This window comes from Paenibacillus sp. J2TS4 (assembly GCF_018403245.1).
Lineage (GTDB): Bacteria > Bacillota > Bacilli > Paenibacillales > NBRC-103111 > Paenibacillus_L.
Genome location: NZ_BOSH01000001.1, coordinates 211647 through 237992, shown reverse-complemented (window position 1 = coordinate 237992; position 26346 = coordinate 211647). Strand labels below are relative to the sequence as shown.

Genomic DNA, 26346 nt, shown 5'->3' with positions numbered 1-26346 from the left:
ATTAAAGTTCTTCATATAAAGGAAAACGAGACGTCATCTCACGCACACTTCCTAATATCTGATCTTTAACCATCGAACTATTGGGATTTTTAAAGGCAAGTCCAATAAGTTGGGCAATTTCTTTCATTTCCTTGGGCCCTAACCCCCTCGTCGTCATAGCAGGGGTTCCGAAGCGAATACCACTCGTCACTAACGGGCTTGCCGTATCATGAGGAATGGCGTTTTTATTAGCCGTGATCCCCACTTCATCGAGTATGGTTTCAGCTTCTTTACCCGTAAGTCCAATCGTGCGCAAATCAAGCAATACAATATGGTTATCTGTTCCTCCCGATACAACGGTTAGCCCTTCATTCATTAGTGTTTCCGCCAATACTTTGGCATTTTCAAGAGTTTTTTCCATATACGATTTGAACCCCGGTTGCAATGCCTCGCCTAGCGCAACCGCTTTGGCCGCGATGACATGCATAAGCGGGCCGCCTTGTGATCCGGGGAATATCGCTTTATCAATCGCTTGCGCCCATGGTTTACGGCACATGATGACACCGCCTCTTGGTCCTCGTAACGTTTTATGCGTTGTCGTCGTAACAAAATGCGCGTGCGGCACCGGGTTGGGATGCAGGCCCGCCGCGACAATTCCCGCAATATGTGCCATATCCACGAAGAAAAGGGCCCCGACTTCGGCCGCAATTTGAGCGAACGACTCAAATTCGATCGTTCGTGGGTAGGCGCTGGCGCCAGCAACGATCATACGCGGACGATGCTTATGAGCAAGTTTTCGCACATGATCAAAGTCAATGCACCCTGTTTGTTCATCCACGCCATAAGCCACAAAATTGTAGAATCTTCCGGAAAAATTGACCGGGCTCCCGTGTGTAAGATGGCCTCCATGAGATAAATTCATGCCCAAAATGGTGTCACCAGGCTTGACCGAAGCAAAATAAACCGCCATATTCGCCTGCGCGCCGGAGTGAGGCTGCACATTGGCATGTTCAGCGCCAAAAAGTTCTTGGACACGGTGAATGGCAAGGTCCTCGACAATATCAACATACTCACATCCGCCATAATATCTTCTTCCCGGATATCCTTCAGCGTATTTGTTGGTCAGTACCGTACCTGTGGCTTCCATAACTGCCGGGCTAACAAAGTTCTCCGATGCAATCAGTTCTATTTTATCCCGCTGCCGTGCCATCTCTTGCCGAATGGCGCTCGCCACTGCTTTGTCTTGTTGGTCCAAATATTTCATAAACATGTTCCTCCCTATTTGCTTATTTCGTTGCCTAATTCTAATTCTCGTCCTACGAAGGAAGGGATCGGTTGATTCTCTTGATTCCAAAAATTCCTGATTGGATAAGCAAAATTCGTTATATCTATATAAGTGGCACTAAAGAATAGCTCTCATTCCGTTCCGAAGGAAAGTGCCTCCGAAGCTTCAAACATCTAAACTATTTCCCCAAAAAGTGAAGATGGGCTTCGAAGCGATTCCAGGTACTTTTCGGGGACCCCGTTCCAACAGATTCCTTCTATATAGATGGGCCTTCGGATGGTAGGAATACAAAGCCAAAACTCGCCCTGGAAGCATCTTTCTTTCTCCACTTCATGAGCTACCCAATCATTAGTTTAGTTCAACTTATATGTGTTGCAAAAGCAACGATTGTCATGATAGTATATCAATCAATGGATTGTTATAAAACGTTCATATACAATCGATTTGAACAATCCATAATTTCAGTAGAAATACTGGAGGTAAATCGAATGCTAAAAGTTAACCGGGATGACAAACGTCCCATTTGGCAACAATTGCTGGACCAAGCGATCCATAATATTACAACCGGGAAATGGCCTCCCGGGGAATTGCTGCTCCCTTCCCGCGAACTCGCTCAATTGATTGGCGTTTCCCGTTCAACCATACAGACTGTTTACGAGGAATTATTCAGCCGCGGCTACACCGTAACCTCTCGTCGCGGCGGGACGAGAGTTAGCGAGTGGACCTATGCGGCTCGTCCTTCAGAGGATGCTGTAATCGAAGGACTCGTCCCTCCCGAATTGCCTTTATTAAACGCCGCAGTCGGCCATTTGCACAGTTGGTTCGGAGGTAAAGAAAATCAAAAAGCAGAGATCGATTTCAGTCCCCATGAGCCGTATTTGGATGAACATTTTCAAAGAAATTGGAGGCAATCCTTTTTACAAGCCTCCGCAGAAACAAACCTGGACAGTTGGGCTTACGGCGACGCCTATGGATTCCTGCCGCTCCGAGAACAGATTCAACGTTATTTGTCCCTTGAACGGGGCGTTCATGTGAATATCGATCAAATCCTATTAACGTCAGGCGCACAGCATAGCATCGATTTGATCGCCCAAGCCCTTTTACATGAAGGAGAAACGGTTTCGATTGAAGATCCCGGCTTCCCTGCTGCCTGGATGGCGATGAAGTATCGGCGTATGCAAGTTGTTCCCGTTCCGGTCGACGAATATGGGCTTTGCGTAGACCGCATTCGACCCGGGTCCAAACTTGTGTTTGTTACGCCATCACACCAATGTGCGGTTGGAGTCATTATGTCGGAGCCTCGCAGACAACAATTGTTGCATATGGCCGCCGAGCAGCGGTTTTGGATTGTGGAGGATGATTACGACAGCGAATTTCGATATCGCGGCGATCCGCTTCCAACCTTGTTCAGCCAGCAACCTCAGAACACGTTGTATATGATGAGTTTTTCCAAGATGGTTGCTCCCGGTATTCGGATATCGGCAATCATTGGTCCCAAAGAGGCCATTCGACAGCTTGCCAAGGTCCATGAATTAACCTATCGTCATCTTCCGATTATGGAGCAATTAACGCTTACTCATTTTATCGAACATGGTCATTTCATGCGCCATATGAGACGTGTTCGAAATGTATATCGGCGCAGACACGAGACCATGACGAAGGCCATCATCACGTCAGGTCTGAGTGAACACTTCACATTAAGCGGCGTAGAAACGGGATTGCATATGCTTCTTGAGGCTGAACCATCGTTTGACGAAGAAGCCGTGACTAACTTAGCGCTCGAAAAAGGAATCCGGGTTTATCCGCTTAGCAAGTATTGTTTGGAAAGCAATCGAAAAGGATGGGTACTCGGTTTTGCTAAAGTAGATGAAACAGCCATTGAAGAAGGCATTTTTCGTCTGGCGGGGATGCTTTTATGATTCAGGCATCCCCGCGGGAAGCATTCATGTTTCCATCATTCGCCCGATTTCACTCTTTCTTATAATCCATTCGTATTGCCATCCAGTTCCCTCAGCACATGACCTAGTATATCGACCGCTTGATCTATTTCGTCGCTGGTTACGTATAAGCTTGGCATAAATCGGATGACGTGGGCTCCTCCCGGCAAGACAAGCAGCCCGTTCTGATGTAATTTCTGAATGATTGGCGCAACAGGTTCCGCACACTCAATACCAATGAGCAGTCCTAACCCCCGAACTTCACGAATGACAGGATAAACTTTTAAGTCATTTCCCAGCTTGTCCAAGGCATACGCCCCCGCTTTTTTTGCCCGTTCAAACAACCCGTCCTCCATCAACGTTTCAATAGTCGCCAGCCCGGCTGCCATGGGAAGAGGAGAACCGCCAAACGTGGATGCATGACTGCCGGCAGAAAAGGCACCCTCAAGTTTTTCCTTTCCCATCATGGCCCCGATCGGCAAACCGCTAGCCAATCCCTTCGCCAGCGTGATGATATCCGGCTCGATACCATAATGTTCATAGGCAAACATGCTCCCCGTTCTCCCTATTCCGGTTTGCACTTCATCGACGATCAGGAGAATTCCATTTTCCTCGCACAACTTGGCCAGTTCAAGCACGAATTCTCGATCCGCAAGATGAACACCGCTTTCTCCCTGTACCAGTTCCAGCATGACAGCAGCTGTTTTCTGCGTAATCCTGCTTCTTACACTCTGGATATCATTAAAGCGCGCATGCACAAACCCTTCCGGAAGCGGAAGATAGCCATCCTTTACTTTCCCTTGTCCTGTTGCAGTCAAAGTGGCAAGTGTACGGCCATGGAACGATTGTTCAAACGTAATAATTTCGTATCGCTCATTCCCAAGCACACGCTGGTGATATCTGCGAGCACATTTGATAGCTGCTTCGTTTGCTTCAGCGCCGCTATTACAGAAAAAAACGAGATCCGCACAGCTGATTGCCACAAGTTTCCCGGCAAGTTCTTCCTGCATCGGGATATGAAACAAATTGGATACATGCCATAGTTGCTCCAGTTGTTCCTGAATTCGCGTTTTTACCCGATCCGGGACGTGACCCAAATTACAAACGGCGAGGCCCGTCATAAAATCCAAATAGGATTTCCCTTCATCATCCCACAGTGTCGTTTGATTTCCTTTCGCCAGTGTGAGCGGGAATTTATTATAGGTAGGAAATAAATAACTCTTTTTCAGCATAACCACCGCTTTCTTATAAATATTTCATGCTCTTATTGTTTTTGTTCGGCTTGTCGCACTCCACTCGGCCTGAATTGCTTTTTATGAAATTTTCCATGAATCAATAGATGGGCTGCCAAACCCGCGACAAGTCCCCAAAATGCGCCGCCGACGCCAAGCAAGGTCACATTCGCGGCTGTTGCTAAAAACGTAATCAATGCGGTCTCACGTCCCTTGGGATCCGTTAAAGCTCCCGCAAGGCTGCCGCCAATGGTGCCAAGCAATGCCAATCCCGCTAACGTTGCGATAAAGGTCGCAGGAAGAATCAAAAACAAAGCAGCCAACGTCACGCCAAAAATGCCGACAACAATATAGAAAATGCCACAGGCAATGCCTGCAATATAACGTTTTGTCGAATCCTCATGCGCGTCTTTCCCTGTGCAAATCGCTGCTGTAATGGCTGCTACATTAAAGGCGTGCGAGCCGAATGGCGCTGCAAGGAGCGAGCCCAAACCCGTTACGGTCAAAATCGGATTCGCGCTCGTCTTGAACCCATCATTCCGCAATACGAGCATTCCAGGCATGTATTGTCCCGTCAAGGTAATAATGAACAGCGGCAAGGCAACGCCCAGTGCAGCATGTAACGAAAACTCCGGAACGACAAATACCGGTGAGGCAATCGCCAATCGGATCGTGCTGAAATCCGCTTTCCCCGTGCTGATCAAATACACCAGTCCGATGGCCAGTATGCCTACAATCGCATAGCGGGATGTAAACCGTCTCAGCACGACATAAGCGGCAAACAGTATAACGACAAGCAATGGGTCAACTTGCGCTCCTCCGAAGGCCGAAATGCCAAACTGCAGTAAAATGCCTGCTAGCAGCCCGGAAGCGATACCTGAAGGAATCAGCCGGACGAAACGTTCAAACATGCCCGATAACCCTAGAATAATAAATCCTAAAGCCGAGAGGATGTAAGCGCCAATCGCTTCCGGATAAGGGGTTACCGCTAAGGCCGAAACGAGAAAAGCCACGCCTGGTGTTGACCAAGCTGTAATAATCGGTTCCCGGTATCGATAACTTAGCCATATCCCGGTTATACCGACACCAATGGAGATCGACCAAATCCATGAAGCGGTCATTTCGGGACTCAGGCCCGCTACTTTTGCAGCTTGAAACACGAGAATAAAAGTGCCCCCATAGTTGACAATGACAGATATTAAAGCGGCTATGGTCGGCGATATCCAATCGCGGCCGCGCAGCGAAGGTGATGTTGTGTTCATAGACGTTCTCCTGCCTCTCTCCTAATCGTCCCGACTCGCGTTTTCGTTCCAGTAATAACTATCCGGCAAGTAACGTTGACCGAATACGCTTGTTCCTACGCGAATGATGGTAGCTCCTTCTTCGATGGCCACCTTGAAATCACCAGACATGCCCATGGAGAGGATATCCATTTCTACCCGCGGAAGCTTCTTCTCCCTAATCTCTGTTTGAATCTGTTTTAGTAATCGGAAGCAGTGCCGGGTCTCGTCGTTTGTGGCATTCAATTTTCCAATCGTCATTAAGCCTTTCACGTTTAACGTTTCAAACTGGGACAATTGTTCCACCAATTCCAATGCCGATTCCGGCGGAGCACCAAATTTGCTTTCTTCGTAGGACGTGTTGATTTGCATCAGAATATCCATAGTCTTGTTCTCTTTGACGAGTTGATTGTGCAAAACCTGCCCCAATTTCAACCGGTCCACAGAATGAATGAGTGTAACATATTTGACAACGTCCTTTACTTTATTCGTTTGCAAGTGCCCGATAAAATGCCATTCCACCTGGTTATACTGCTGCATAAGTGGAAATTTGCCCCGCAGTTCCTGCGCTTTGTTTTCCCCAAACAGAGTTGCACCCGCTTGCATGGCCATTTGTAACTTTTCAAGCGGTACGGTTTTGGTCGCCAATAATAATTGCACGTCCTCCATGTTGCGCCCCGAGGCTTGGCAAGCCAATTCCATCTGCTGTCTCACCGTTTTGAGATTTTCTTCAACTTGATTCCCCATGTCTCCCACCCTCTCTCTTGTCCTCGCTTGTAAATGATCCTGTTACGTCTTTCGGCTCCGTTTCGCCCTTTCTTTATCCCCGATCTTGGTTCATGCATCAAATTAAAATTGCATGGATAAAGAACACTATGCAAGTATATCAAGTCATGGATTGGTTATTAACATCCAATAATGATGTAATTGAACAGTCCAAAAAAAACACCCGACTATAGGATCATTCGTTTCCAGGCTTAAAGGAATACTAAAAGGCTGCCCCGAAGGAATTTTCTTCCCGGAGCAGCCTGCTCTACTTATGGATATTTCGTGAAACAGGACGGTTATAAGGAATTTCGTGACGAGTTAGAGCTAGACGGCCTGCTTGCCGTGTTCGCCAAAAAACATCCATATTGTTATTCAATCCATCCCGCTTCCCTGCGGCCATGCTCTTTTGATCGCGGGTGAAAACCGTCAAAACCATGGGGAGGATCAGATTGGCAAAACGCTCGGTTTGGTCATACGCCCCCCTTCCTAGACTAATAGAGGATCAGAATTTCTTAAACGGTCTACTATAATGCGACCATCTTTTATTTCGATTCTTCTTTTACAATGATCTGCCACCACATCATCATGGGTAATAATCAACACCGTCATCTGCTCTTCTTGATTGAGTCTCTGTAATAACTGCATAATTTGTTGAGAAGTTTCCGAGTCTAGGGCACCAGTTGGCTCGTCTGCCAGGATTAATTGCGGGTCATTCACAATAGCGCGGGCAATCGCTACTCTTTGTCGTTGACCTCCAGAAAGTTGACTAATTTTTTTGTTAGCTAACTCTTCAATGGCAACAGCTTTTAATGCTTTTATCGCTTTTTTCTCCATTTTTTTATAAGAGATTTTGTCAAAAAATAGTGGTAACATGACATTGAATAAAGCTGTCTGATGGGTGACCAGTGCAAAATCCTGTAAAACAAAACCAATTTTTTGACAACGCAATTTTGCTAACTGACTATCTTTCAGCTCAACTATGTTTTGGTTTTCAAAATAGTATTCTCCATCATCAAACGTATCCAGACATCCGATCACATTGAAAAGTGTTGTTTTCCCTGCTCCTGAACGACCTTGAATCGCAACCATTTCCCCCTGTTCGATGGTCAAATTAATCCGATGTAAGATAGTAATGTTTTCTTTATCAACAGGATAGGTTTTGCACAGATTTTTAATCGCAATCATTCCGATAACCTCCTATACATTTGTTGCGGAGAATTCTTTCTACTGATGAAAAATGGTATAAGCAGTAGTAAGGATATTATTACAATTAAAGATATGAGTATGATACTAGTTGATGTATAATCCAGAATCACATGACCAATATCCAATATTCCCCTTCTTTTCAGTTCAGGATAGATACTAACGAAAATACTATTAACTATAGCAGGAAACAGACAAATGACGATTAAACCTTGTGTCATGAGAAGCAGACCGCGCCGCTTGCTGCAACCACACAAAAAGTAAATCACTTGATTTTCAAGGTTTCGTAAGACATATAATGAAGCGATACTAAATAAGCAAACAATTGCACTAAAAAATAAAAATAGTGGAATGGGCAATACATTATTTAGATGAGTTTTTAAAGACTGTCGACTATCAGCGATTATATTTTCATATGTATTATAAGAACCATACGAACGTAAGTGATCCAAGACGGACTGTTTTTCTCCCTCGCTAGCATTCTCTTCAAACACTACAATAGCATTTGCAGGCACAAGTATATTATCTGTTGAATCAAACAATTCCCTTAAAGAAGGGTCATCTTTCACAATAATCACATTACCTTCTTCCATCAGATAATGCGCCAAAATATCTGTAGAACTATTAGCAAAAGAAAGTGTATACCATGGGAATTTTGTCTTACCGGTAACATGTAATGTAATAGAACGTTTCGATTCGTTATTAAGCTTAGCCACTATATTTTCATTTAGTTGGTACTCGTTAAAAGCACGACCTGCTAGCACAGCCTGAACAGCTCCATCATCTGTATGAGCATTCGAAAACCACGAGCCATCGACAGGCACAGAAAAACGTTCGAGAGTTTGATCATCATAAGCATAAACGGTATAGTTCCAGGAGTCAGGCATTTCTAGAGCTCTGTAACTCTTTAAAGTAATCACTGTATCTACCCCTGGCAACTCTTGAATTTCATTATATATATTTTGAACCTCTTTACTTGCAGAATAAATATTCTCCATATATTTTTCATCGAAAGAACTTAGTTTGACATAAACAGAATCTTTAATATCTGCCGCTTCGAGACGCTCTATTGAGTAATGATAATAACGAATGATTCCACTTAAATACAACAAAATAAATAAAGCAAGGGTAAGTAGTACCGTAAGAAAGAGGAAAGAGCTTTTCATTTTATTAAATGATAGAAATACAAGTTTCATATGTTTCAAATCCAAAACCTCCCTTACTCTTTATTTTGCTCGATTCTGCTGGATGGTTTCTTTTGTAATTTGGCGAATTTTAGGCAAATACAAGATGACAGCAACAAGTACCATGATGACGGCCATCAGTAAATAATCAGTAAATCGGTAATCGATCCCTTCCGTTAAATTAAGTTTGAGAAAAATTGAACGATATAAAATACTATGTAGACCAATACTAACCATTGTACAGCCCAAAGCTAAAACAACCGTTTCTGCAAAGCCAATTGCAATTAGCATTTTATTTGAGCAACCTGTCATGCGATAAATAGTATTTGTTTTACGATTTTTTTCAAAAATATATTTACTTAGATACGAAATCGAAGAAAGAGCTAGCGCATAAAGGATTCCTAAACTCATCACAATTAGAGTCATTTCAATAGGATGAATCTTATTACTATAAGGAGGATGTATAAAAGCTGCTGGGAAATACTTCTGTAAATAGCTCATTATCTCACTACTCTTTGCAGCATTCTCGATACTGGACGGAAAACGAACACTAATAAAATCTGGCTCGCTGTATTGTTCCAGAAAAATCTCATAAGGAATGATTACAGAAAAAAAACCTGAGTAAAATCCAATAATCTCATATTGATTTGTTCCTATATGAAATGATGTTGTCGAAGGATCTTTTAACTTCAGCATATTTGGTAAAATAATAGGAGGTGGCGCCGAAGATATTTGCTCCTTATTAAATTGAACGTCTCCCTTAACCGGATAGAGATGGAGGTCATCAGAATATTCTGCTTCCAAATAAGGCGGCCTATAATCTACCTGGACTATGGCATCCGAATAATCTTCTTCTGATATTTTCTTTTGGAATATAAACTCAGGATCAGATAATTCACCTTGAAAAGGCCAATCCGCAACCATTTGATTGAATGATTCAAGGTCTACTTCTGCCGTATTATGGAGGCTAATTTGATAAGAACGATAGAACATATTGTTTCCCGTAACAGCTTTTAAGGCAGGAATCGTGTTTCCATATACATAAAGAAGAATGATGCTACATGCGATACTCGCGAGAAGATAAAAAATAAAGGCGGCACGATTATTTTCTATATGCTGCTTTATTCTCGATTGCACCAATATTAACAATTTCACAGCAAATATACCTCCTGCCTATCAGGATTTAAGTTTCTTTACCTTGAAAATGCGAAACCCAGGAATGCTGTCAATTCAGCATTCTTGGGTTTAGTTTTGCTCCAAATTACTTTTCAGGCAGCCCCTTGTTTCTTCAGCAATTTAATTGTCAAATCTGTCAGATTTTGCTACGTATCCATAATATTGATCCGAGCCTTGAATAGAATGCGAACCATTATGAGAACTGGCAGATACCCCTTGTCTTCCAGCAATAGCATTTCCTGAACATATCCTAGACTGATCCCAATGCGTTTCAGCCTTTATAATATAGACACCATTGGAAGACAAAATGTTACTGAAGTTTGTGAATTATTTTTTAATAGAGCTAAATGTGTCACAGAAGTAGACTTCTCCGCAACTTTTTGGTTACCATTACCGTAACAGTACCGGAAATGGAGCCAAATAATGATGAAAAAATGCCCTTGACAGGCCCATCTGTATATAAGTACGTTTGCGGCCGGTGCGTTGCAGGGCGAAATCTGTATACAAAAAAAGCGGCAGCTCCGCGAGCCCCGACCTTCTAATGCCGCTCATAAAAATCCGTCTTTGCCTGCCGCTCTTTCTATCCATAATCAGAATCCCAGCCAACGCGCTTCCTGCTGTGATGAATTTAAACAGCATCACTCCGAGTGAATACGTGATGGTCATTCCTTTTTTGGCGACCGGGTTGACCTGTACTTTTAGCTTCTCATTCTCTACAGGAAGCAATGAGGCATGGATAATCGCAGTTAAAGCAGCTTCTATGCTTGGATTGCCGGAGATCTTTATGTGATCCGCTTTTCCTTCATCATGCAAAACGGCTGCCATCTCTATATTTCCCGCCAGCACTTTCTGTGTGTCGTCTGTCGTCTACGATGTTTACATATAGATTGCTTAAGGCCCTGCCAGCCCAATAAAGCGGACTTATTTTTTACTGATCATACCGATCACGACACCAAAGACAGAACTCATAACCGCCAGACAGAGTAAGATCAAAAAAATGCTGTACTTCTGCACCCCCCATCCCTTTCTCCGCCACATAGTTAATTAGTCAAAGGAGATTTCCCGTACGCGCTTAATTTCCGGTATTGCGTATAACGATTCCATCACGTTATTGGATGCTTTTTTATCGATTTTTAATATCATGACCGCCGAACCGCCAGCTTCGTTGCGGCCCACTTGCATCGTGGCAATATTAATGCCGCTATCCCCGAGCAATGTTCCAACACGCCCAATGATGCCCGGCCTATCCTTCTGTGAAATTAACAAAACAAATCCATCAGGTGAAAGTTCAACCGGATAGGGCCCGATTCGGACAAGACGTTCCCCGACGCTGGGCAGCGCAGACCCTGTCACCCATCTCTCCTCGATTGCCGTCTTTAATCGAATCGTAATCTCGCTGGACGAGCTTTGGGTTAACAGAGATTTGCGCTCCACAAGATGAATGTCACGAAACTTCGCCAAGTGAATGGCATTGACGACATTGACTTGTTCCGCACCGAGTTGGTGAGAAAGTATACCCTTAATCACATAGGGGGTCAGTGGCGATATATCCAGATCAGCAAGTTCGCCTGAACATTCCACTGTGACTTCACGTACGGCGCCATCGGTCATCTGGGCAAGCGCTTTTCCCAATTGTTCGCACAATGTGAAGTAGGGTTGTAATTTGTTCCGCAGGTCGGTCGGAACGGCCGGCATATTGACTGCATTTTTAAACGGTTCATGCCGCAGGATATGGATGACTTGCTCGGAGACATCAACGGCTACATTCTCTTGTGCTTCCAAAGTAGACGCGCCCAAGTGCGGGGTAACAATTATTTTGGGATGCCTTAAGAACGGGTGATCCGGCGCCGGAGGCTCGTGTTCAAATACATCAAAAGCAGCGCCTGCCACAATCCCTTCGTCGAGCGCCCTAACAAGAGCCGCCTCGTCAATAATCCCCCCGCGGGCGCAGTTGACGATCCGCATTCCCCGTTTCATGACGTCAAATTGCGGTCCCGCAATCATATGATGCGTTTCATTCGTTAGCGGCGTATGAACGGTCATGAAATCAGCTGTCCGTATGACTTCATCTACTGTCGTCAGCTTGATGCCCAGTTTGTTTGCCTTTTCTTCAGGTAGAAAGGGATCATAGCCGATAACGGTCATCCCAAAAGCCGCTGCGCGTTTGGCCACTTCGATCCCAATTCGGCCAAGCCCGAGCACACCGAGTATCTTGTGTCGCAATTCAACGCCAAGGAATGATTTGCGGTCCCACTGCCCGGCAACAGTTTGGGCATAGGCCTGCGGAATATGCCGGGCCAATGCCATCATCATCGCAAAGGTATGCTCGCACGTTGTGACCGTATTGCCATCGGGTGCATTGACCACGACAATTCCTCGGCTCGTTGCAGCATCCAAATCAATGTTATCCACACCAACTCCTGCCCGGCCAATGACTTTCAATTGAACACCGGCTTCCACGATACGCCGAGTGACTTTCGTTTGAGAACGGACGAGCAGCGCATCATAGGGACGGATAATGGAAATAAGCTCTTCCTCGCCGAGTCCTGTTATTTTGTTGACTTCCACATCCGCAGCACGCATCAGTCGCTGCAATCCAAAATCACTGATCGGATCCGATACCAGAACTTTAAACATCGGCCTTCCTCCTTCTCTATGTACTGACAGACTGTACGTCAGTTGAATTACGGACTTGTATATAGGGATTGTCCAGCCTGTGTAACATTGCATGGATGAAGAATACTATGCTAGTATATCAATAGTTGGATTGGTTATATATATCCAAAAATGGTGTAATGGAGCAATCCAAAAGAACGTGTAATATGATTCCGACATAGAAAGGAAGGAATTCGAATTGCTGAAAGTAAATCGCGCCGACAAAAGGCCCATCTGGCAGCAATTGCTCGATCAGGCCATCGATCATATTACAAGTGGCGCTTGGAAGCCTGGTGAACTCCTGACGCCTTCCCGGGAACTTGCTCAGCAGCTAGGAGTGTCCCGTTCCACTGTGCAAATTGTGTATGAAGAACTGCTAACCCGTGGGTATACGGTAACATCACGCCGCGGCGGAACGCGTGTCAATGATTGGCTTCCGTTCACTGATAAACGGAAAGAGGATGCTTCCCCTCTTGTTCCGCCGCAGCTCCCTGAACTGCCTCTGCTGGTCGATCAGTCCGAGGAGTGGTTTAGAAGCAAGGATAACCGGGAATCGGTCATCGATTTTAGTCCCTATCAACCTTATATGGATACGCATTTTCTAAAAACGTGGCGCAAATCATATTTGAATGCCTCTTCGGAATTAAAGGCATCCTCTTGGTCATACGGTGATGCTTATGGTTTCGAGCCTTTACGGAGGCAAATCCAACGTTATTTATCGCTAGAGCGTGGCATTCACGTTCAAACGAATCAAATCTTGTTAACATCCGGAGCCCAGCATAGTATTGATCTCATCGCACAAACGCTTTTGACCAAGGGAGATATCGTGACGGTCGAAGATCCCGGCTATCCCGTCGCTTGGATGACGATGAAGTACCGACAGATGAAGATTGCTCCAGTTCCTGTTGATGAGTACGGCCTTGTCGTAGAGAAAGTACCGTCTGAAGCGAAACTCATTTTCGTTACCCCCGCTCACCAATGCGCCGTAGGTGTGATTTTATCGGAACCACGCAGGCAACAGCTTTTACATAAAGCCGCGCAGCAACGTGCATGGATTATCGAAGATGATTACGACAGCGAATTTCGATACCGCGGAGACCCGATGCCTACTTTATTTAGCCAACTTCCACAAAATTGTCTCTATTTAATGAGTTTCTCTAAATTGACTGCGCCAGGCATTCGCATATCCGCTGTTATTGGACCTGGCGAAGCGATTGCCAGACTGGCTCGCGTTCAAGCGTTTACCTACCGTCATCTTCCCGTCATGGAGCAAGTGACATTGGCACACTTCATCGAGCATGGGTATTTTATGCGCCATATGCGGCGCGCCAGAAATATCTACCGGCGGCGTCACGAAATCATGCAAAAGGCGATTGTGGCAAGCGGTCTCGGCAACAAATTTACGTTGCGAGGGATTGAAACCGGCTTGCACGTTCTGCTGGAAGCGGATGAATCGTTTGACGAGGATACGATGACCCTTCGGGCGCTTCAAGGCGGAGTTCGTGTGCATCAACTCCATTCCTATTGTTTGGAGAGTAAACGCAAAGGGTGGGTATTAGGCTTTGCCAAGGTGGATGAGGGACTAATTGAGGAAGGGATGTACCGGCTTGCTGAAACGGTCTTATAGAACGTATGGGGATCATTCATCCAAGCCGCGTCGTGATAAAATTCGTTTCCTTGCTCTAAGATCAATAAAAGAGCCGCCGTCTCTTCTTAAAGGATTCGTGGCTCTTGGCTATTGTTCGACTTGGTTTATCTTTCAGCCCAAGTTCTGTGCTTGTTAAGTTCCATCTTTTTCTGACATGCTTCTTCCAATTCGATTTCGAGTTGGTTGGCGAGATCTAAAATATTGAAGATGACATCATACATTTCCAGGCCTATATTTTCCTTTGCCAGCTGCATTTTTGCCTCTGTTGGATGGAAAGAGATACTTAAAATTTCTTTTGCCAACTCTCCAACTTCCGTCATTAAATACAAGGTTCGAGTCTGGATCGTATTGACACCGAATCCTTTTTCTTCACTGAACTGCTTGGCGTATTTCTGCATGTTTGAAATATTCATTGATTTTTCCTCGACCTTATTTTTGTGTTTTTAGAATTGAAGTCAGGTGCGTATCTTTCTTCATCCTTTTCTCTTCCTTTCACGCCCTGATCGATCTACACCGTTATGGCTGGAGATCCCAAAGGGATCCATGCCTTTTTTCCTGCCGCTTGGAGCTCATTAAATTTTTGATCAATCCGATTCATGGTTAGTTCCCTCCCCGTCTCCAATGCGCTGGTATTCATTGAATATGGTATGTATATGAGTATAACAATTAATGGACAGCTACAAACGGTCCAAATATGATATTTCGAGCAATCCAAAGAAGCCCTTCACTGGTCATTCCGATTATTCATGATATCGAAATAGAAGCAAGCGACTTGGATAAACCTGACATTCGAAAAAAAGCATCTGGACCGGTTGCGGCTTTTTCTTAGGGTCTAATCCCTTTGTTAACGATTCATCTTGCTTTTCCGGGCTCATCTCGAATCTTCCATTGTGTAAATTTCACACAAAATATTTATAACGAAATTATTAAGATAAACGGATTAAATAAGAGTTTTCTAAAGAAAAGAACATGTCAGGTCTATGTAAGGGTATAAAAAATACCTTTTTTTGATATTGTAAATATGTATAATTTTCACTATAATATCGTTAAATCAGTTTTAAAAGCGCTTTCTACTTTAAGAATGTGATATTTTTTTCACATCTTACTCATTGGATGGAGGTGAATTCCTAAGACGGTCTTTAGTATAAAAAAGCAGCAAGAAGCGACATTATATTGAGACACACAAGTGTCAACTATGTCAGCATATGAGTTTCGAATTTGGCATCATGATAACATTAGGGGGCTTCCTTCATGGGTAAACGTAATTTCAAGTATGTAATGATAGCACTCCTGTCCTTGGTACTGGTAACTGCGGCTTGTTCACAATCGCAGAATAATCAGGGGGACAATGGAGACCAACAGGGCAATGAAGAAAATATTACGATTGAGTTTGGATATTGGGGGAACGAAACCGTACTCAAGGCATATGAATATGCCGTTGAAGGGTTGGATGAGGTCGTTCCCGGCGTAACGGTTAAATTTGTACAATTTCCATCCGATTCCGAATTTTGGGACTCGCTTCCCTCCCGAATCGTCGCTAATACTGCACCGGATATTGTCAACATAACCAATGAACGCTATTTGGAGTTTATTAATGGCGGTTTAATCCTACCTCTGGATGAGAATGAGTTCGATATGTCCAACATCTCCCAATCGGCTAAAGATATATGGACTGTTGACGGCAAGCTGTATGGATTTCCTTATACGGCTGCGCCGGCAGGCTTCGTAGTGAATTTGGATCTTTGGGAAGAAGCCGGTCTGACTGAAGAAGATTTGCCGAAAACCTGGCAAGAAGTGAGAGAGGCAGCGGAAATCTTGACGAAGGATGACGTATACGGCTTAACGATTGATATCGATTCTGAATTCCATTTGACGCAATATGCTTTGTCGTTTGGCGGAGGCTGGGGAGAAGGCACAACGATAGATTCCCCTGAGAATGCGAAAGCGATGGACTACATCATTAATATGTTCAAGGATAGACTCGCGGTATCGCCGAAGCAATTGGGACAAGACTGGGACGGAGCGGTGTTCGCTTCCGGCAAAGCGGCCATGTCCACAGGCGGCATCTGGTACATGTCGAATCTGGCGGCCGCAGCACCTGATATGAACTACAAGATCATCCCTGTTCCGCAAGTCGACCCCGAAGCGCCTGCTGAAACGATGCATTCCGACGCCTTCGTCGCTTTGAAGCATACTAAGCATCCCGATATTGTCATGAAAGTCATCAATTACATGGCACGAAAAGATTTTCAGGATTACGCGATGAAGAACAGAGGTATCGTGCCTAGCGATGTGACGATTTCCGATCAATTCTATGAGATGAACCCTCGGGTAGCGCGGCTTCAAGAGGCTGTAGAATATTCGGTCTCCTTCGGATATCCGCCGCAGACATATAAATTTACGAACTCTATGATTAACGCCATCGGAAGCGCCATTTATCAGAACGATAGCAAGATGACTGGGCAAGATGTGGTCAAGCTTGCTGCTCAGGATTTTAATCAGTGATGTTTTCAGGATACCTGAACAGGTTGGAACCTCGCGTTCCGACCTGTCTTTATCCTTATGGACGCATCCTCCGGATCAAATTGTGGAATGAATTGGGGAAATTGCTTCCACGATTCTCTCTGAAATGAGCGCAGCATGATTCAGGAAAAATACCGTGAGGGAGAGAAGGATAATGAAGCGAAGACTGAGCAGGGATACCAGATCCATGTGGATCACTGCGTATTTGTTCTTGTTACCTGCCGCGGCGCTGTGGGTGATCTGGTTTCTCATTCCTGCGGTCCAATCTTTTCGGCTCAGTTTTTACGAATACAATTACGCCGTGCCAATCAACAATCATTTTGTCGGCCTGGATAATTACGTAAAACTGTTTCAAAACCGCAACTTTTATCAGGCGTTGCAGCACACGATCATTATAGTCGGGGTGGCTGTCCCGGCGCAAACCATTATTTCGTTGTTTCTGGCGGTTTGCATCAACCTTTCGTTCAAAGGCAGAGGCATTTACCGAACGATTTTCTTTATGCCGCATGTCATTTCGTCGATTGCGGTTGCGACTGTGTTTATGTATTTGTTTGTAAGAGACAAGACGCTGCCCGTTCTTTTGTCTCATTTCGGTCTTGACAATGTCTCCTGGTTTGCGGATACCCGGTATGCGTTGCCGTTTATTATCCTGATGTATGTATGGCAGCAAGTTGGGTTCTACATGATTATTTATCTGTCCGGCTTGCAAACTATCTCCAGAGAGGTCCAGGAAGCCGCGCAGATTGATGGAGCTAACGGGTGGCGGCAATTCAGGTTTATTACAGTTCCTATATTGAAGCCGGTGACTTTTTTGGTATTGACGCATGGCGCTATCTCGTCGTTCCAAATTTTCGATCAGATCGCCGCTGTATCGGGGCAAGGTCAACTAGGTTCTCCAGCAGGCTCAATCAGCACACTTGTCACATTCTTCTATTTGAACTCCTTCAAGTTCGGTGAAGTTGGCTTTGGCAGCGCGACGGCTGTTGTATTGTTTGTGCTGATCCTCGCCATCACGATCTTGCAGAAGCGTCTGTTCGGAAAAGACGATTAAGGAGAGAACGGTTATGAAAATATGGACTAAAATATTGTTATACATCACGTTAAGCGGTATCGCCCTCTTGTTCGTTATGCCGTTCGCCTATTCCGTATATTATTCTCTGTTGCCGCTTCAGTTCATAGATCAGCTTGTATCGATTCAACATTTTACATTGGCGAACTACGGCGAGCTTTTTACCAATTATCCGGTAATCAGATGGCTGAACAACACGATTGTGAATACCGTTCTCATCGTGGTTGGTAACGTCATCATTGACTGCATGGCCGGATATGCCTTAAGCAGGTTGCAATTTCCCGGTCGCAATGCGATATTCATCGCGGTCTTGACGACGATGATGGTACCCTACCAGTTTATTATCACACCGGTATATATCATGCTTGCTAAAATCGGCTGGGTGGATACGATGTGGGCCATTACCGTTCCTTTTTTATTCAATGCCTTGTTTATCTTTATGGCTCGGCAATTCTTCATGTCGATCCCGAAAGATCTGGAGGAAGCAGCCAGGGTGGACGGACTGAGCAGAGCGGGGATTTTCTTCCGGATCATCCTTCCGCTCACCAAGCCGATTATTACATCCATCGTGATATTAAGTTTTACGGGCACGTGGAATTCGTATCTAATCCCTGCGACTTTCATATCCACCCGGGAGAATTTTACGTTGGTAGTCGGTTTGAAGACGGTCAAAGATTTGATGTTTGAGCGCATGAATCTGACCTTGGCCGGCGTTGTGCTGCTTTCATTGCCCATCTTGATCGTATTTCTTGTGTTACAAAAGCATTTCGTGGAAGGAATAGCTGCGACAGGAGTGAAAGGATAATGAATGCACGAATTACTGATAAATTTCCTCGATTGTCCGACAATCTCAGGCTGAAAATGTTGGAGATTCCCGGTGAGAAAATCGACATCGTACTCGACACGGATACTTATACCGAGGTGGATGATCAATTTGCGCTGACGTATGCGTTGAAATCAACAGAGCGCTTAAATGTGAAGGCCATCTATGCTGCGCCGTTTGCCATGAACGAAAGGGCAAGCGATCCCAAAGACGGTATGGAATTGAGCTACCTTGAAATCTTGCGTTTCTTAAATATGCTTGGCATAGAACATGAGGGGCTGGTTTTTAAAGGTTCGGACCGCTACTTGCAGGATGCCCGCCGTCCTGTCAAGAGTCCCGCAGCAATGGATCTGATTGAGCGTGCAAGACATTATTGCAGTGAGCATCCCTTGTATGTTGTCGGCATAGGCGCTGCTACCAATATTGCCTCCGCTCTGCTGCTTGCGCCGGATATTATCGACAAGATCGTCGTAGTGTGGCTTGGCGGAAATACATTTGATGACGATAATGCGAACGCCTATAATTTATATCAGGATGTGGCTGCCGCCCAAGTATTGTTTGACAGCGGTGTACCATTGATTCATGTGCCATGTTATAATATTACATCGCATCTATTAACCTCCGTTCCGGAGCTTGAAGCATGTATTGGAGGCAAAAATGAGGCTTGCGATGCTTTGATCGAATTAGTCAGAGAGTATGGCAACAACCGGCCGGGATGGGCTAAAGTCGTTTGGGATATCGGCGCCATCGCATGCTTGATCAACGAATCCTGGGCGCCAACGAAGGTCGTGCAGACTCCTCACGTGAACGAACAATTGACCTGGAGCTTCTCGCATAATCGGCACTTGATGAAAGTGGTGTTTGCCGTCGATCGCAACGCAATCTTCTCGGACATGTATACGAAGCTGCAATCTGACGGAGTGTAACAGCCATGCTTGGAAAATTGATATTTTGGAATGTTTAGTTGGCATAGAGTTTATAAGCTTTAAGTCAATCACCATGCATAAGAAATACTAGGCTAAGCTATCATCGGCGCCGGCCTGGTATTTCATGATTAGGAATGGGCGGTGTTTCTTTTGGCTACTATTAAAGATGTGGCGGCATTGGCGGGCGTATCCACCGCTACGGTATCCCGGCTGATCAACCAGAACGGGTATGTGAGCAAACATTCCGAAGAGCGAATCCTGCAAGCGATGGAACAGCTGAACTATGAGCCTTTGGTGCTCCGCAAGATGACAGCGCTGAATATGCCGACAATCGGTCTTGTTCTACCTGATATAGCGAATCCATTTTTTTCGGAATTGGCCAGAGCGATTGAAGATTTCGCCCAGCCAAAAGGTTATGCGGTTTTTTTCTGCAATTCGGATCATCAGGATTTTAAAGAAAAAAATTATATGGAATTTCTACGCAAGCGAAATATCGATGGAATCATATATGCATCTAGTTATTTGACACAAGAAGAGTTGCAAAAATTACGAAAAGAGAAAATACCGTTTGTTCTGATAGATCGCGCGTTCGGCATGGAGAAAAGCACAGTAATCCGGTGCAATAACTTTCAAGGCGCGCAAATTGCAGTTCAGCATCTGCTTGAGTCGGGGTGTAGCAAAATTGCCCACGTATACGGTCCTTGGGAAGCAGCTACTGCCAAGGAACGGACGGATGGCTACGAGTCCGTAGTCAGATCATATGCCTGGTACACCCCCTCCCTGATGGCGCCCGGCTTTTTCCAGATAGAAGGGGGAATGAGTGCGGTTCATACGCTCCTCAGACGCCATCCCGATATCGACGGCATCTTTGCGGGCAATGATCTGATGGCCATCGGCGTATTGAAGGCGTTGCACCGCATGGGAGTTCGGATTCCTGATGACATTGCGATCTGCGGATTTGACGGCATTAAATTAACGGAAATCGTCGAACCGGAATTGACTACGGTTACGCAGCCGATCTATGAAATGGGAATGAAAGCAGCGCAGTTGTTAATTCAACAGATAGAAGTAAGAGAGGCTCATCTCGAAGTGGTTGAACTAGATGTATCGCTTACAGTCAGGGATTCAACGCGAAGGAGAAGTGAACAGCAGTGAGAGGAATGTCAACGCCCAGCGTTGTAGTGATTGGAAGCATCAATATGGATATCATGGTGGAATCGGATGAAATTCCACAGGCCGGCCAGACACGCTTGGGGACAGGAATGACGCTGTACCCCGGAGGCAAGGGCGCCAATCAGGCAGTCGCGGCTTCCAAGCTGAATGCTGATGTCTCTCTGATCGGAGCCATCGGTGCGGATGCTTTCGGCATGCAGATATTGGATGAACTGCAAAGATGCGGTGTAGCCCAAGGGATCGCCGTACTGCCCGAAGCTTATACGGGCGTTGCATCTATATGGGTGCATGATCAGGACAATCGAATTATAGTTGCGCCCGGAGCGAACAACATGTTCACATGGTCGACGGTTCAGGAGCAGGCAGAATTGATAGACGCCGCAGATATTGTTCTGCTGCAATTGGAGATCCCGCTTGATACGGTGGCGCATACGATAGAGTATGCTGCAAGACGCGGGAAACGGGTAATTTTAAACCCGGCGCCGGCGAGAGAGTTGCCGGATCATTTGTACCCACAGCTGCATGCGATAACGCCCAATCTTGACGAGCTTGCTGTATTGGCGGAAGCTCCCGGATTGCTCGAGTCATTGGACGAAGCGACACTTCAGGAAGCGATGGGGAAGATGATCGCCAAAGGATTGCACACCGTATTGGTTACTCTGGGAAGCGAAGGAGCGGCGTACAGGAATGCGGACGGTCTGTACTTCAGAATTTCCGGCAGGAAGGTTCAGGTGTTGGACACGACTGGAGCAGGGGATTGCTTTAATGCAGCATATGCAGTGGCTGTGGCCAACGGATGGGATCCGCGACAAGCGGTTGAATACGCGGTTGCCGCATCGGCACTCGCCGTTACAAGGTACGGCGCGCAGAACGGCATGCCGACATGGGATGAAGTGTTGATGACGTTATGAACATGTTTCGGCTGCTTGCACTTGAATGGATAGATTTGTGCGGCAATCCGAATACAACCAGCGGTAAGGCGAATAAGCTCAAAAAATAGTATTTTGATTATGAAGTGTTTATGAATGCTCCCGAGGATCCTCGCAAAAGGCTCGGGGCATTTTTCTTTTTTCAAACATTTTTTATCGTCTACTAGCTAGCATCGACGACTGGCGACTTCTTCTTTTGCTTTTTGTTCACCTATGCGTTCTCCTTCGATTTTTCCTTCTCTTTTTATCGCATTTAACGTCTTTTCCAAACCCATAACGGCAGTCCTTTTTTCACATTTTGAATGAGCTCTTAAAGATGTGAATCATTTTCTGTAACTATTGCTTCAATATTTCATTCCAGCGCACTTAGGTGAATTCCATCCCGGCGGTAACGTTTTTAGGCACTTGCCCATTATTACGCATTTTACATTCATTTAAATAGGCAACTGCATAGGATAAAAGGTAAATATGAAATCATCAGAGGAGAATGAACATGTACCGTAATTCATACTATCACAATCAATGGCATTATCCTATGTATGACAACTGGAGTAACAACACTTGGGGCAATACTTTGAATCCTCATTATTATAATTGCTACAATAACAACTGGAATCCTTATTTAAGAAACATCAAATTAAGGGATTATGGATCAAGGCCATTTGTAGTGAATATTGACCAAGCTACAAAGCAAAATACTACTTATCGCACCGCTTTATGGACAGGGAAATACTTTCAAGTGACTGTGATGAGTATTAATGTTGGAGATGACATCGGTTTAGAAGTCCATCCGACAACTGACCAATTTATACGTATTGAGGAAGGTCAGGGACTTGTTCAAATGGGTGATCGCAAAGATAAATTAGATTTTCAAGCAATGGCCTATGATGACTATGCAATTATGATACCTGCTGGAAAATGGCACAATGTAACCAATACAGGAAATATACCACTTAAAATTTACGTAATCTATGCGCCGCCTGAGCATCCATATGGTACAGTTCATGAAACAAAAGCAATTGCCATGTCTGCAGAAGAATATCAACTTACTAAATGAAACGAAAAATTGATGGAGACGAAATTTTTACAGAATTATTGAGCAAACGGAGAATGATGGTTCAAGTAAATACAACGGTCGTCTAATAACCCCGTAACATATACACCTCCTTTCAGGTTCTGAATAAACTCCTGAAAATGGGGTTCATTCCGGGCAATCGATAATAGTGCAAATTCCGACAAAATTTCTCCGCTTACTTCACCTGAGTACGGAGTGAACAATAAACACATTTCCTTATCATTTACTTAAACGGTACTAATTTTATTGAATAATGCCGCCCAGTATCCCCGTCAAAACCATGAGAAGAATCGGGTTCAGCTTCCATTTTCTCAAAACCAACAAAGAGCCTGCAAAAACAGCTGCGGCAATCCAATCCAGATTGGCTGCCATACTCATTTTTGATGTCCCAATAAACGTCAATAGCAATATTGTTGCGGCCGCGGAAATAATAAGCCCCAGTGAAGCTGACCTCAAGCCGTTCAAAGCTTCAAACACATAAACAGATTGATTGAATCTTAGGAAAAATCGATACAAAAAAATAGAAATGCCGACACCTGAAATCACGCAGCCGAAAGTTGCGATAATTGCGCCAGGCATCCCCGCAATCTGTAAGCCAACAAACGTAGAGGTGTTTACCGCTAACGGGCCGGGTGTCATTTGCGAAATGGTAATAATATCGGTAAAAATCTGTTGCGATACCCATGCGTATTTTTCAACTGCCAGTTCCTGAATGAACGGGATGATTGCGTATCCACCCCCGACACTGAACAAACCAATCTGAAAAAAGACTAAGAACAATTTCAATAGTTCCCCCATTTTTTCTGCCGCCTTTCGTTTACCCACACTCGCACAATGCATAAAAAACAGCACACTGCAAGGATAATGGCCACATTGATTTCCAAGATAAAGTTCGCCAAAAATGCCGTCGGAATCATCAAAGTAAGAAGTAAAGAACGTTCCTTAATTACCATACTGCACATATCAACAACGAAATCAACGATAAGGGCTGCCACACCTGCCTGCATTCCTTTCAATACTGCGGAAATTAACGGATTCGCCGCAAAAGCAACATAGAACATGGAGATGAATACCAATATGACGAGCGATGGAATGACAGCAGCAATGCAACTGATTACAGCCCCCGTCATCCCCGCTACCCGAAAACCTGCGAGAGTTGACAAGTTGATTGCAATCGCTCCTGGTGAAGACTGTGCAATAGCTGCCATATCGACGAGTTCATCTTCGCTGAATAGTTTTTTTCTGGATACAAAATACTTCCGAATCATCGGAACAACAACATATCCGCCGCCAAATGTAAATGTGCTGATAAACAAATTTATGCCCAGAAGCCAGATACATAATTTGGTTTTTTGGCAAATCATCTGGTCGCCTCCCTTGTCACCCTTTCTATTATAGAGTTTGTAAATCAATTAGTGAAATGATATGATTTTATAATAACGATTAGTTTTATTCATGTCAGAAAGAAGGGCACCATCTATGATGACGCTTCGGCATTTTAAAATATTGAGGGCAGTAGCTGAAACGGGGAACTTTACAAGGGCTGCTGAAAGGCTATATATCACGCAATCAGCAGTTTCTCATGCAATACGAGAGCTGGAAGAAATGGCAGAGACGGCATTGTTTGACCGACTGTCCAAAAGTGTTCAGCTTACAAAAAGCGGCCGACTTTTGCTGGAGGAAATCTTGCCGATTTTGTCTTCGTTTGAAGCTTTGGAGGCACATATCAACGGTTTGGAAAAACGTGCCCCTCTGCACATTGTTTCCAGCATTACAATAGCAGCGTTCTGGTTGCCGAAAATATTGCAAGCCTTTCATAAAGATTGGCCTGATATACCGATCCATGTCGATGTGGTCAGCGCAGCAAATGCCATTGAAATATTGAGGAACGGCAAAGCTGACATCGCTTTGATTGAAGGTGCGGCCCCCCAAGGGCCTTTTATTTGTACCCCTTTTGCTTCCTATCCGTTATATATTGTGTGCGCTCCTGACTATCCCATCACTCACAGGGATTTGACTCTACAACAATTTTGCTCTGAAAAACTGTTGCTGCGTGAAAAGGGCAGTGCAATCCGCGATACGTTAGATAGCGTTCTTTATTTATCCGGGCATACCGCACAACCTGCATGGACAAGCGTAAATTCTCAGGCACTAATAGAAGCTGCCAAGGCTGGATTCGGCATAACGATTCTGCCGGATGTCCTTGTAAGAGAGCCGCTATCGCAGGGAAAATTGATTTCGCTGTCTGTTCAAGACCTCTTATTGAAAAATGAATTGATTGCCGTTCGCCATCGGGATAAGTATCTGACCACTCCGTTGAAAACCCTTCTTTTGCACATAGAATCTATGACATCTCGGGGACCCTAAACATTACTGTCTAAGCTAATTGGAGCAGTTATTCCATAATCCTGCCCGTTGCTTCCATAAACAAAAAGAGGAACTGCCCTAAAGCAAGCTCCTCCATTATTGTCATTAGTTCTAGATCTTTCACATAATGCACAATTCCAAGATTATCTTTCTTGATAATAGCTCCTGCTTGATGTATTCAGCCATTACAAGATTTCGGTATACCCTTCTGTTCGATGCATGGGATTCGTTGCCGTTTTTATCCGCTTGATAGCATTCATTACGACTGTTCCTGGGTTAACCATGCTTGCGCTTCTGCGGCTGATGCCCCTTTATGAACTATCGCCATGAGCGCTTGGGTCATCTGTGCGGGCTTATCGTGCTGGATTACGTTCCGTCCATAAACAATGCCAGCGGCCCCCTGTTCCATCAGTTTCACTGTACGATTCAGGATTTCTTCATCCGCAGCAAGTCCTCCACCTCGAACCAGCACCGGTACTCCGGAGGCCACTTCGATGACTTCATGATATTGCTCTATCTCGTCACACGGATCTGCTTTAATCACATCGGCGCCAAGTTCAACCGCCTGCCTGACCAAAGGTTTGATTTTGGCAATATTCCCGTCTACCGAATACCCTCCCTTGATATGATTAGGCAGCATCACTAGCGGCTCTACCATAAGCACCATACCATAACGTTCACATTCCGTTTTAAGCTTCATCACATTTCTCACGCATTGAAAATGAAGCTCCGGCTGATTCGGCAACAATAGCAGATTGACACAAACAGCCACTGCATCCATACGAACCGCATGCTCAACTGCGCTATCAATCACTTCACTGAACAGAAATTCGGGCAGCGTGGAGCCGTATATATTCGCAGCATCTGTACGCATCACCAGACTCGGTTTATTTTTTCCAGGCATGCTTTGCAGATGATTTGCCTGGCCAAGGCTTAATTGGATGCAATCAGGATTCACCTGAACAATGGCTTGTACAGCCTCTTTCATATTTTCAATGCCTGCCAAAAATGAGTGTTCGTTAAAATAACCATGGTCAATAGCAACATTAAAGCATTTTCCTGTTTCACCAAACATACGGTTCATTCTCGCAGCTTTGGTCAATTTATTCACCCC

General features: G+C 44.8%; 23 protein-coding genes. 10 read left to right on the top strand and 13 right to left on the bottom strand.

Going from position 1 to position 26346, the window contains the following annotated elements:
* Nucleotide 1 precedes the first annotated feature (1 nt).
* Nucleotides 2-1243, bottom strand: coding sequence for a serine hydroxymethyltransferase (locus tag KJS69_RS01065; RefSeq protein WP_213581168.1), 1242 nt, complete (start codon nt 1241-1243; stop codon nt 2-4).
* A 509-nt stretch (nt 1244-1752) separates the two neighbouring features.
* Here KJS69_RS01065 and pdxR (KJS69_RS01060) point away from each other — a divergent pair.
* Nucleotides 1753-3183: a MocR-like pyridoxine biosynthesis transcription factor PdxR gene (pdxR, locus tag KJS69_RS01060; RefSeq protein ID WP_213581167.1), complete on the top strand. Its 1431-nt coding sequence runs from the start codon at nt 1753-1755 to the stop codon at nt 3181-3183.
* 59 nt (nt 3184-3242) lie between these two features.
* On the opposite strand, the gene KJS69_RS01055 is transcribed toward pdxR (KJS69_RS01060), so the two are convergent.
* From KJS69_RS01055 to serA, 8 genes are all read right to left on the bottom strand, one after another.
* Nucleotides 3243-4433, bottom strand: coding sequence for an acetylornithine transaminase (locus tag KJS69_RS01055; protein WP_213581166.1), 1191 nt, complete (start codon nt 4431-4433; stop codon nt 3243-3245).
* Nucleotides 4434-4465: 32 nt separating this feature from the next.
* Nucleotides 4466-5695, bottom strand: coding sequence for a benzoate/H(+) symporter BenE family transporter (locus tag KJS69_RS01050; protein ID WP_213581165.1), 1230 nt, complete (start codon nt 5693-5695; stop codon nt 4466-4468).
* A gap of 21 nt (nt 5696-5716) precedes the next feature.
* On the bottom strand, nt 5717-6460 hold the full coding sequence (locus tag KJS69_RS01045; protein WP_213581164.1) for a YggS family pyridoxal phosphate-dependent enzyme: 744 nt from the start codon (nt 6458-6460) through the stop codon (nt 5717-5719).
* 507 nt (nt 6461-6967) lie between these two features.
* A complete protein-coding gene (locus KJS69_RS01040; RefSeq protein WP_213581163.1) occupies nt 6968-7666 on the bottom strand; it encodes an ABC transporter ATP-binding protein in 699 nt (232 codons plus the stop codon).
* A complete protein-coding gene (locus tag KJS69_RS01035) occupies nt 7663-8889 on the bottom strand; it encodes a hypothetical protein (protein WP_213581162.1) in 1227 nt (408 codons plus the stop codon). The genes KJS69_RS01040 and KJS69_RS01035 overlap by 4 nt, the downstream gene beginning before the upstream one ends.
* Nucleotides 8890-8910: 21 nt before the next feature.
* On the bottom strand, nt 8911-10023 hold the full coding sequence (locus KJS69_RS01030; RefSeq protein WP_213581161.1) for an FtsX-like permease family protein: 1113 nt from the start codon (nt 10021-10023) through the stop codon (nt 8911-8913).
* Between the two features lie 411 nt (nt 10024-10434).
* A complete protein-coding gene (locus KJS69_RS01025; protein WP_213581160.1) occupies nt 10435-10869 on the bottom strand; it encodes a hypothetical protein in 435 nt (144 codons plus the stop codon).
* A gap of 219 nt (nt 10870-11088) precedes the next feature.
* Nucleotides 11089-12681: a phosphoglycerate dehydrogenase gene (gene serA, locus KJS69_RS01020; protein ID WP_213581159.1), complete on the bottom strand. Its 1593-nt coding sequence runs from the start codon at nt 12679-12681 to the stop codon at nt 11089-11091.
* A gap of 217 nt (nt 12682-12898) precedes the next feature.
* On the opposite strand from serA, the gene pdxR (KJS69_RS01015) reads away from it, so the two are divergent.
* On the top strand, nt 12899-14326 hold the full coding sequence (gene pdxR, locus KJS69_RS01015) for a MocR-like pyridoxine biosynthesis transcription factor PdxR (protein ID WP_213581158.1): 1428 nt from the start codon (nt 12899-12901) through the stop codon (nt 14324-14326).
* 125 nt (nt 14327-14451) lie between these two features.
* On the opposite strand, the gene KJS69_RS01010 is transcribed toward pdxR (KJS69_RS01015), so the two are convergent.
* On the bottom strand, nt 14452-14760 hold the full coding sequence (locus KJS69_RS01010; RefSeq protein ID WP_213581157.1) for a MazG nucleotide pyrophosphohydrolase domain-containing protein: 309 nt from the start codon (nt 14758-14760) through the stop codon (nt 14452-14454).
* An 838-nt stretch (nt 14761-15598) separates the two neighbouring features.
* On the opposite strand from KJS69_RS01010, the gene KJS69_RS01005 reads away from it, so the two are divergent.
* The 7 genes from KJS69_RS01005 to KJS69_RS00975 all read left to right on the top strand — a co-directional run bounded on the left by KJS69_RS01005 (nt 15599) and on the right by KJS69_RS00975 (nt 22847).
* Complete coding sequence (locus KJS69_RS01005) at nt 15599-16852, top strand: ABC transporter substrate-binding protein (protein ID WP_213581156.1); 1254 nt, start codon at nt 15599-15601, stop codon at nt 16850-16852.
* A 172-nt stretch (nt 16853-17024) separates the two neighbouring features.
* The gene (locus KJS69_RS01000; RefSeq protein ID WP_213581155.1) at nt 17025-17921 is read left to right on the top strand and encodes a carbohydrate ABC transporter permease; all 897 of its coding nucleotides are present in this window, start codon (nt 17025-17027) and stop codon (nt 17919-17921) included.
* Between the two features lie 13 nt (nt 17922-17934).
* Nucleotides 17935-18744: a carbohydrate ABC transporter permease gene (locus tag KJS69_RS00995; RefSeq protein ID WP_213581154.1), complete on the top strand. Its 810-nt coding sequence runs from the start codon at nt 17935-17937 to the stop codon at nt 18742-18744.
* The gene (locus tag KJS69_RS00990) at nt 18744-19688 is read left to right on the top strand and encodes a nucleoside hydrolase (RefSeq protein ID WP_213581153.1); all 945 of its coding nucleotides are present in this window, start codon (nt 18744-18746) and stop codon (nt 19686-19688) included. Before KJS69_RS00995 ends, KJS69_RS00990 begins: the two co-directional genes overlap by 1 nt.
* Before the next feature lie 141 nt (nt 19689-19829).
* Nucleotides 19830-20843, top strand: a complete 1014-nt coding sequence (locus KJS69_RS00985) for a LacI family DNA-binding transcriptional regulator (protein WP_306434386.1) — start codon at nt 19830-19832, stop codon at nt 20841-20843.
* A gap of 5 nt (nt 20844-20848) precedes the next feature.
* The gene (gene rbsK, locus KJS69_RS00980; protein WP_213581784.1) at nt 20849-21772 is read left to right on the top strand and encodes a ribokinase; all 924 of its coding nucleotides are present in this window, start codon (nt 20849-20851) and stop codon (nt 21770-21772) included.
* A gap of 511 nt (nt 21773-22283) precedes the next feature.
* Entirely contained in the window at nt 22284-22847 is a 564-nt protein-coding gene (locus tag KJS69_RS00975) for a cupin domain-containing protein (protein WP_213581151.1), read from the top strand.
* 261 nt (nt 22848-23108) lie between these two features.
* Here KJS69_RS00975 and KJS69_RS00970 read toward each other — a convergent pair whose 3' ends face one another.
* Together KJS69_RS00970 and KJS69_RS00965 are read right to left on the bottom strand one after the other, a co-directional pair.
* Nucleotides 23109-23663 carry a chromate transporter gene (locus KJS69_RS00970; RefSeq protein ID WP_213581150.1) on the bottom strand — a complete coding sequence of 185 codons (555 nt, stop codon included), beginning with the start codon at nt 23661-23663 and terminating at the stop codon, nt 23109-23111.
* Nucleotides 23648-24229 (bottom strand): chromate transporter, encoded by a 582-nt coding sequence (locus KJS69_RS00965; protein ID WP_213581149.1) that lies wholly within the window; start codon nt 24227-24229, stop codon nt 23648-23650. The genes KJS69_RS00970 and KJS69_RS00965 overlap by 16 nt, the downstream gene beginning before the upstream one ends.
* A 115-nt stretch (nt 24230-24344) precedes the next feature.
* Between KJS69_RS00965 and KJS69_RS00960 the strand changes: the two genes are divergently transcribed.
* Nucleotides 24345-25232, top strand: coding sequence for a LysR family transcriptional regulator (locus KJS69_RS00960; RefSeq protein WP_213581148.1), 888 nt, complete (start codon nt 24345-24347; stop codon nt 25230-25232).
* Nucleotides 25233-25491: 259 nt separating this feature from the next.
* Here KJS69_RS00960 and KJS69_RS00955 read toward each other — a convergent pair whose 3' ends face one another.
* Nucleotides 25492-26307, bottom strand: coding sequence for a class I fructose-bisphosphate aldolase (locus tag KJS69_RS00955; RefSeq protein WP_213581782.1), 816 nt, complete (start codon nt 26305-26307; stop codon nt 25492-25494).
* Nucleotides 26308-26346 lie beyond the last annotated feature (39 nt).

Coding starts and splice junctions, on each gene's coding strand:
- KJS69_RS01010 (WP_213581157.1), bottom strand. CDS start 14,760: ATGAATATTTCAAACATGCAGAAATACGCCAAGCAGTTCAGTGAAGAA.
- KJS69_RS00975 (WP_213581151.1), top strand. CDS start 22,284: ATGTACCGTAATTCATACTATCACAATCAATGGCATTATCCTATGTAT.
- KJS69_RS01025 (WP_213581160.1), bottom strand. CDS start 10,869: ATGGCAGCCGTTTTGCATGATGAAGGAAAAGCGGATCACATAAAGATC.
- KJS69_RS00965 (WP_213581149.1), bottom strand. CDS start 24,229: ATGATTTGCCAAAAAACCAAATTATGTATCTGGCTTCTGGGCATAAAT.
- KJS69_RS01055 (WP_213581166.1), bottom strand. CDS start 4,433: ATGCTGAAAAAGAGTTATTTATTTCCTACCTATAATAAATTCCCGCTC.
- KJS69_RS01040 (WP_213581163.1), bottom strand. CDS start 7,666: ATGATTGCGATTAAAAATCTGTGCAAAACCTATCCTGTTGATAAAGAA.
- KJS69_RS00995 (WP_213581154.1), top strand. CDS start 17,935: ATGAAAATATGGACTAAAATATTGTTATACATCACGTTAAGCGGTATC.
- KJS69_RS01000 (WP_213581155.1), top strand. CDS start 17,025: ATGAAGCGAAGACTGAGCAGGGATACCAGATCCATGTGGATCACTGCG.
- KJS69_RS00960 (WP_213581148.1), top strand. CDS start 24,345: ATGATGACGCTTCGGCATTTTAAAATATTGAGGGCAGTAGCTGAAACG.
- KJS69_RS01005 (WP_213581156.1), top strand. CDS start 15,599: ATGGGTAAACGTAATTTCAAGTATGTAATGATAGCACTCCTGTCCTTG.
- pdxR (WP_213581167.1), top strand. CDS start 1,753: ATGCTAAAAGTTAACCGGGATGACAAACGTCCCATTTGGCAACAATTG.
- KJS69_RS00970 (WP_213581150.1), bottom strand. CDS start 23,663: ATGGGGGAACTATTGAAATTGTTCTTAGTCTTTTTTCAGATTGGTTTG.
- serA (WP_213581159.1), bottom strand. CDS start 12,681: ATGTTTAAAGTTCTGGTATCGGATCCGATCAGTGATTTTGGATTGCAG.
- KJS69_RS00955 (WP_213581782.1), bottom strand. CDS start 26,307: ATGTTTGGTGAAACAGGAAAATGCTTTAATGTTGCTATTGACCATGGT.
- KJS69_RS01050 (WP_213581165.1), bottom strand. CDS start 5,695: ATGAACACAACATCACCTTCGCTGCGCGGCCGCGATTGGATATCGCCG.
- KJS69_RS00990 (WP_213581153.1), top strand. CDS start 18,744: ATGAATGCACGAATTACTGATAAATTTCCTCGATTGTCCGACAATCTC.
- KJS69_RS01045 (WP_213581164.1), bottom strand. CDS start 6,460: ATGGGGAATCAAGTTGAAGAAAATCTCAAAACGGTGAGACAGCAGATG.
- KJS69_RS01065 (WP_213581168.1), bottom strand. CDS start 1,243: ATGAAATATTTGGACCAACAAGACAAAGCAGTGGCGAGCGCCATTCGG.
- rbsK (WP_213581784.1), top strand. CDS start 20,849: ATGTCAACGCCCAGCGTTGTAGTGATTGGAAGCATCAATATGGATATC.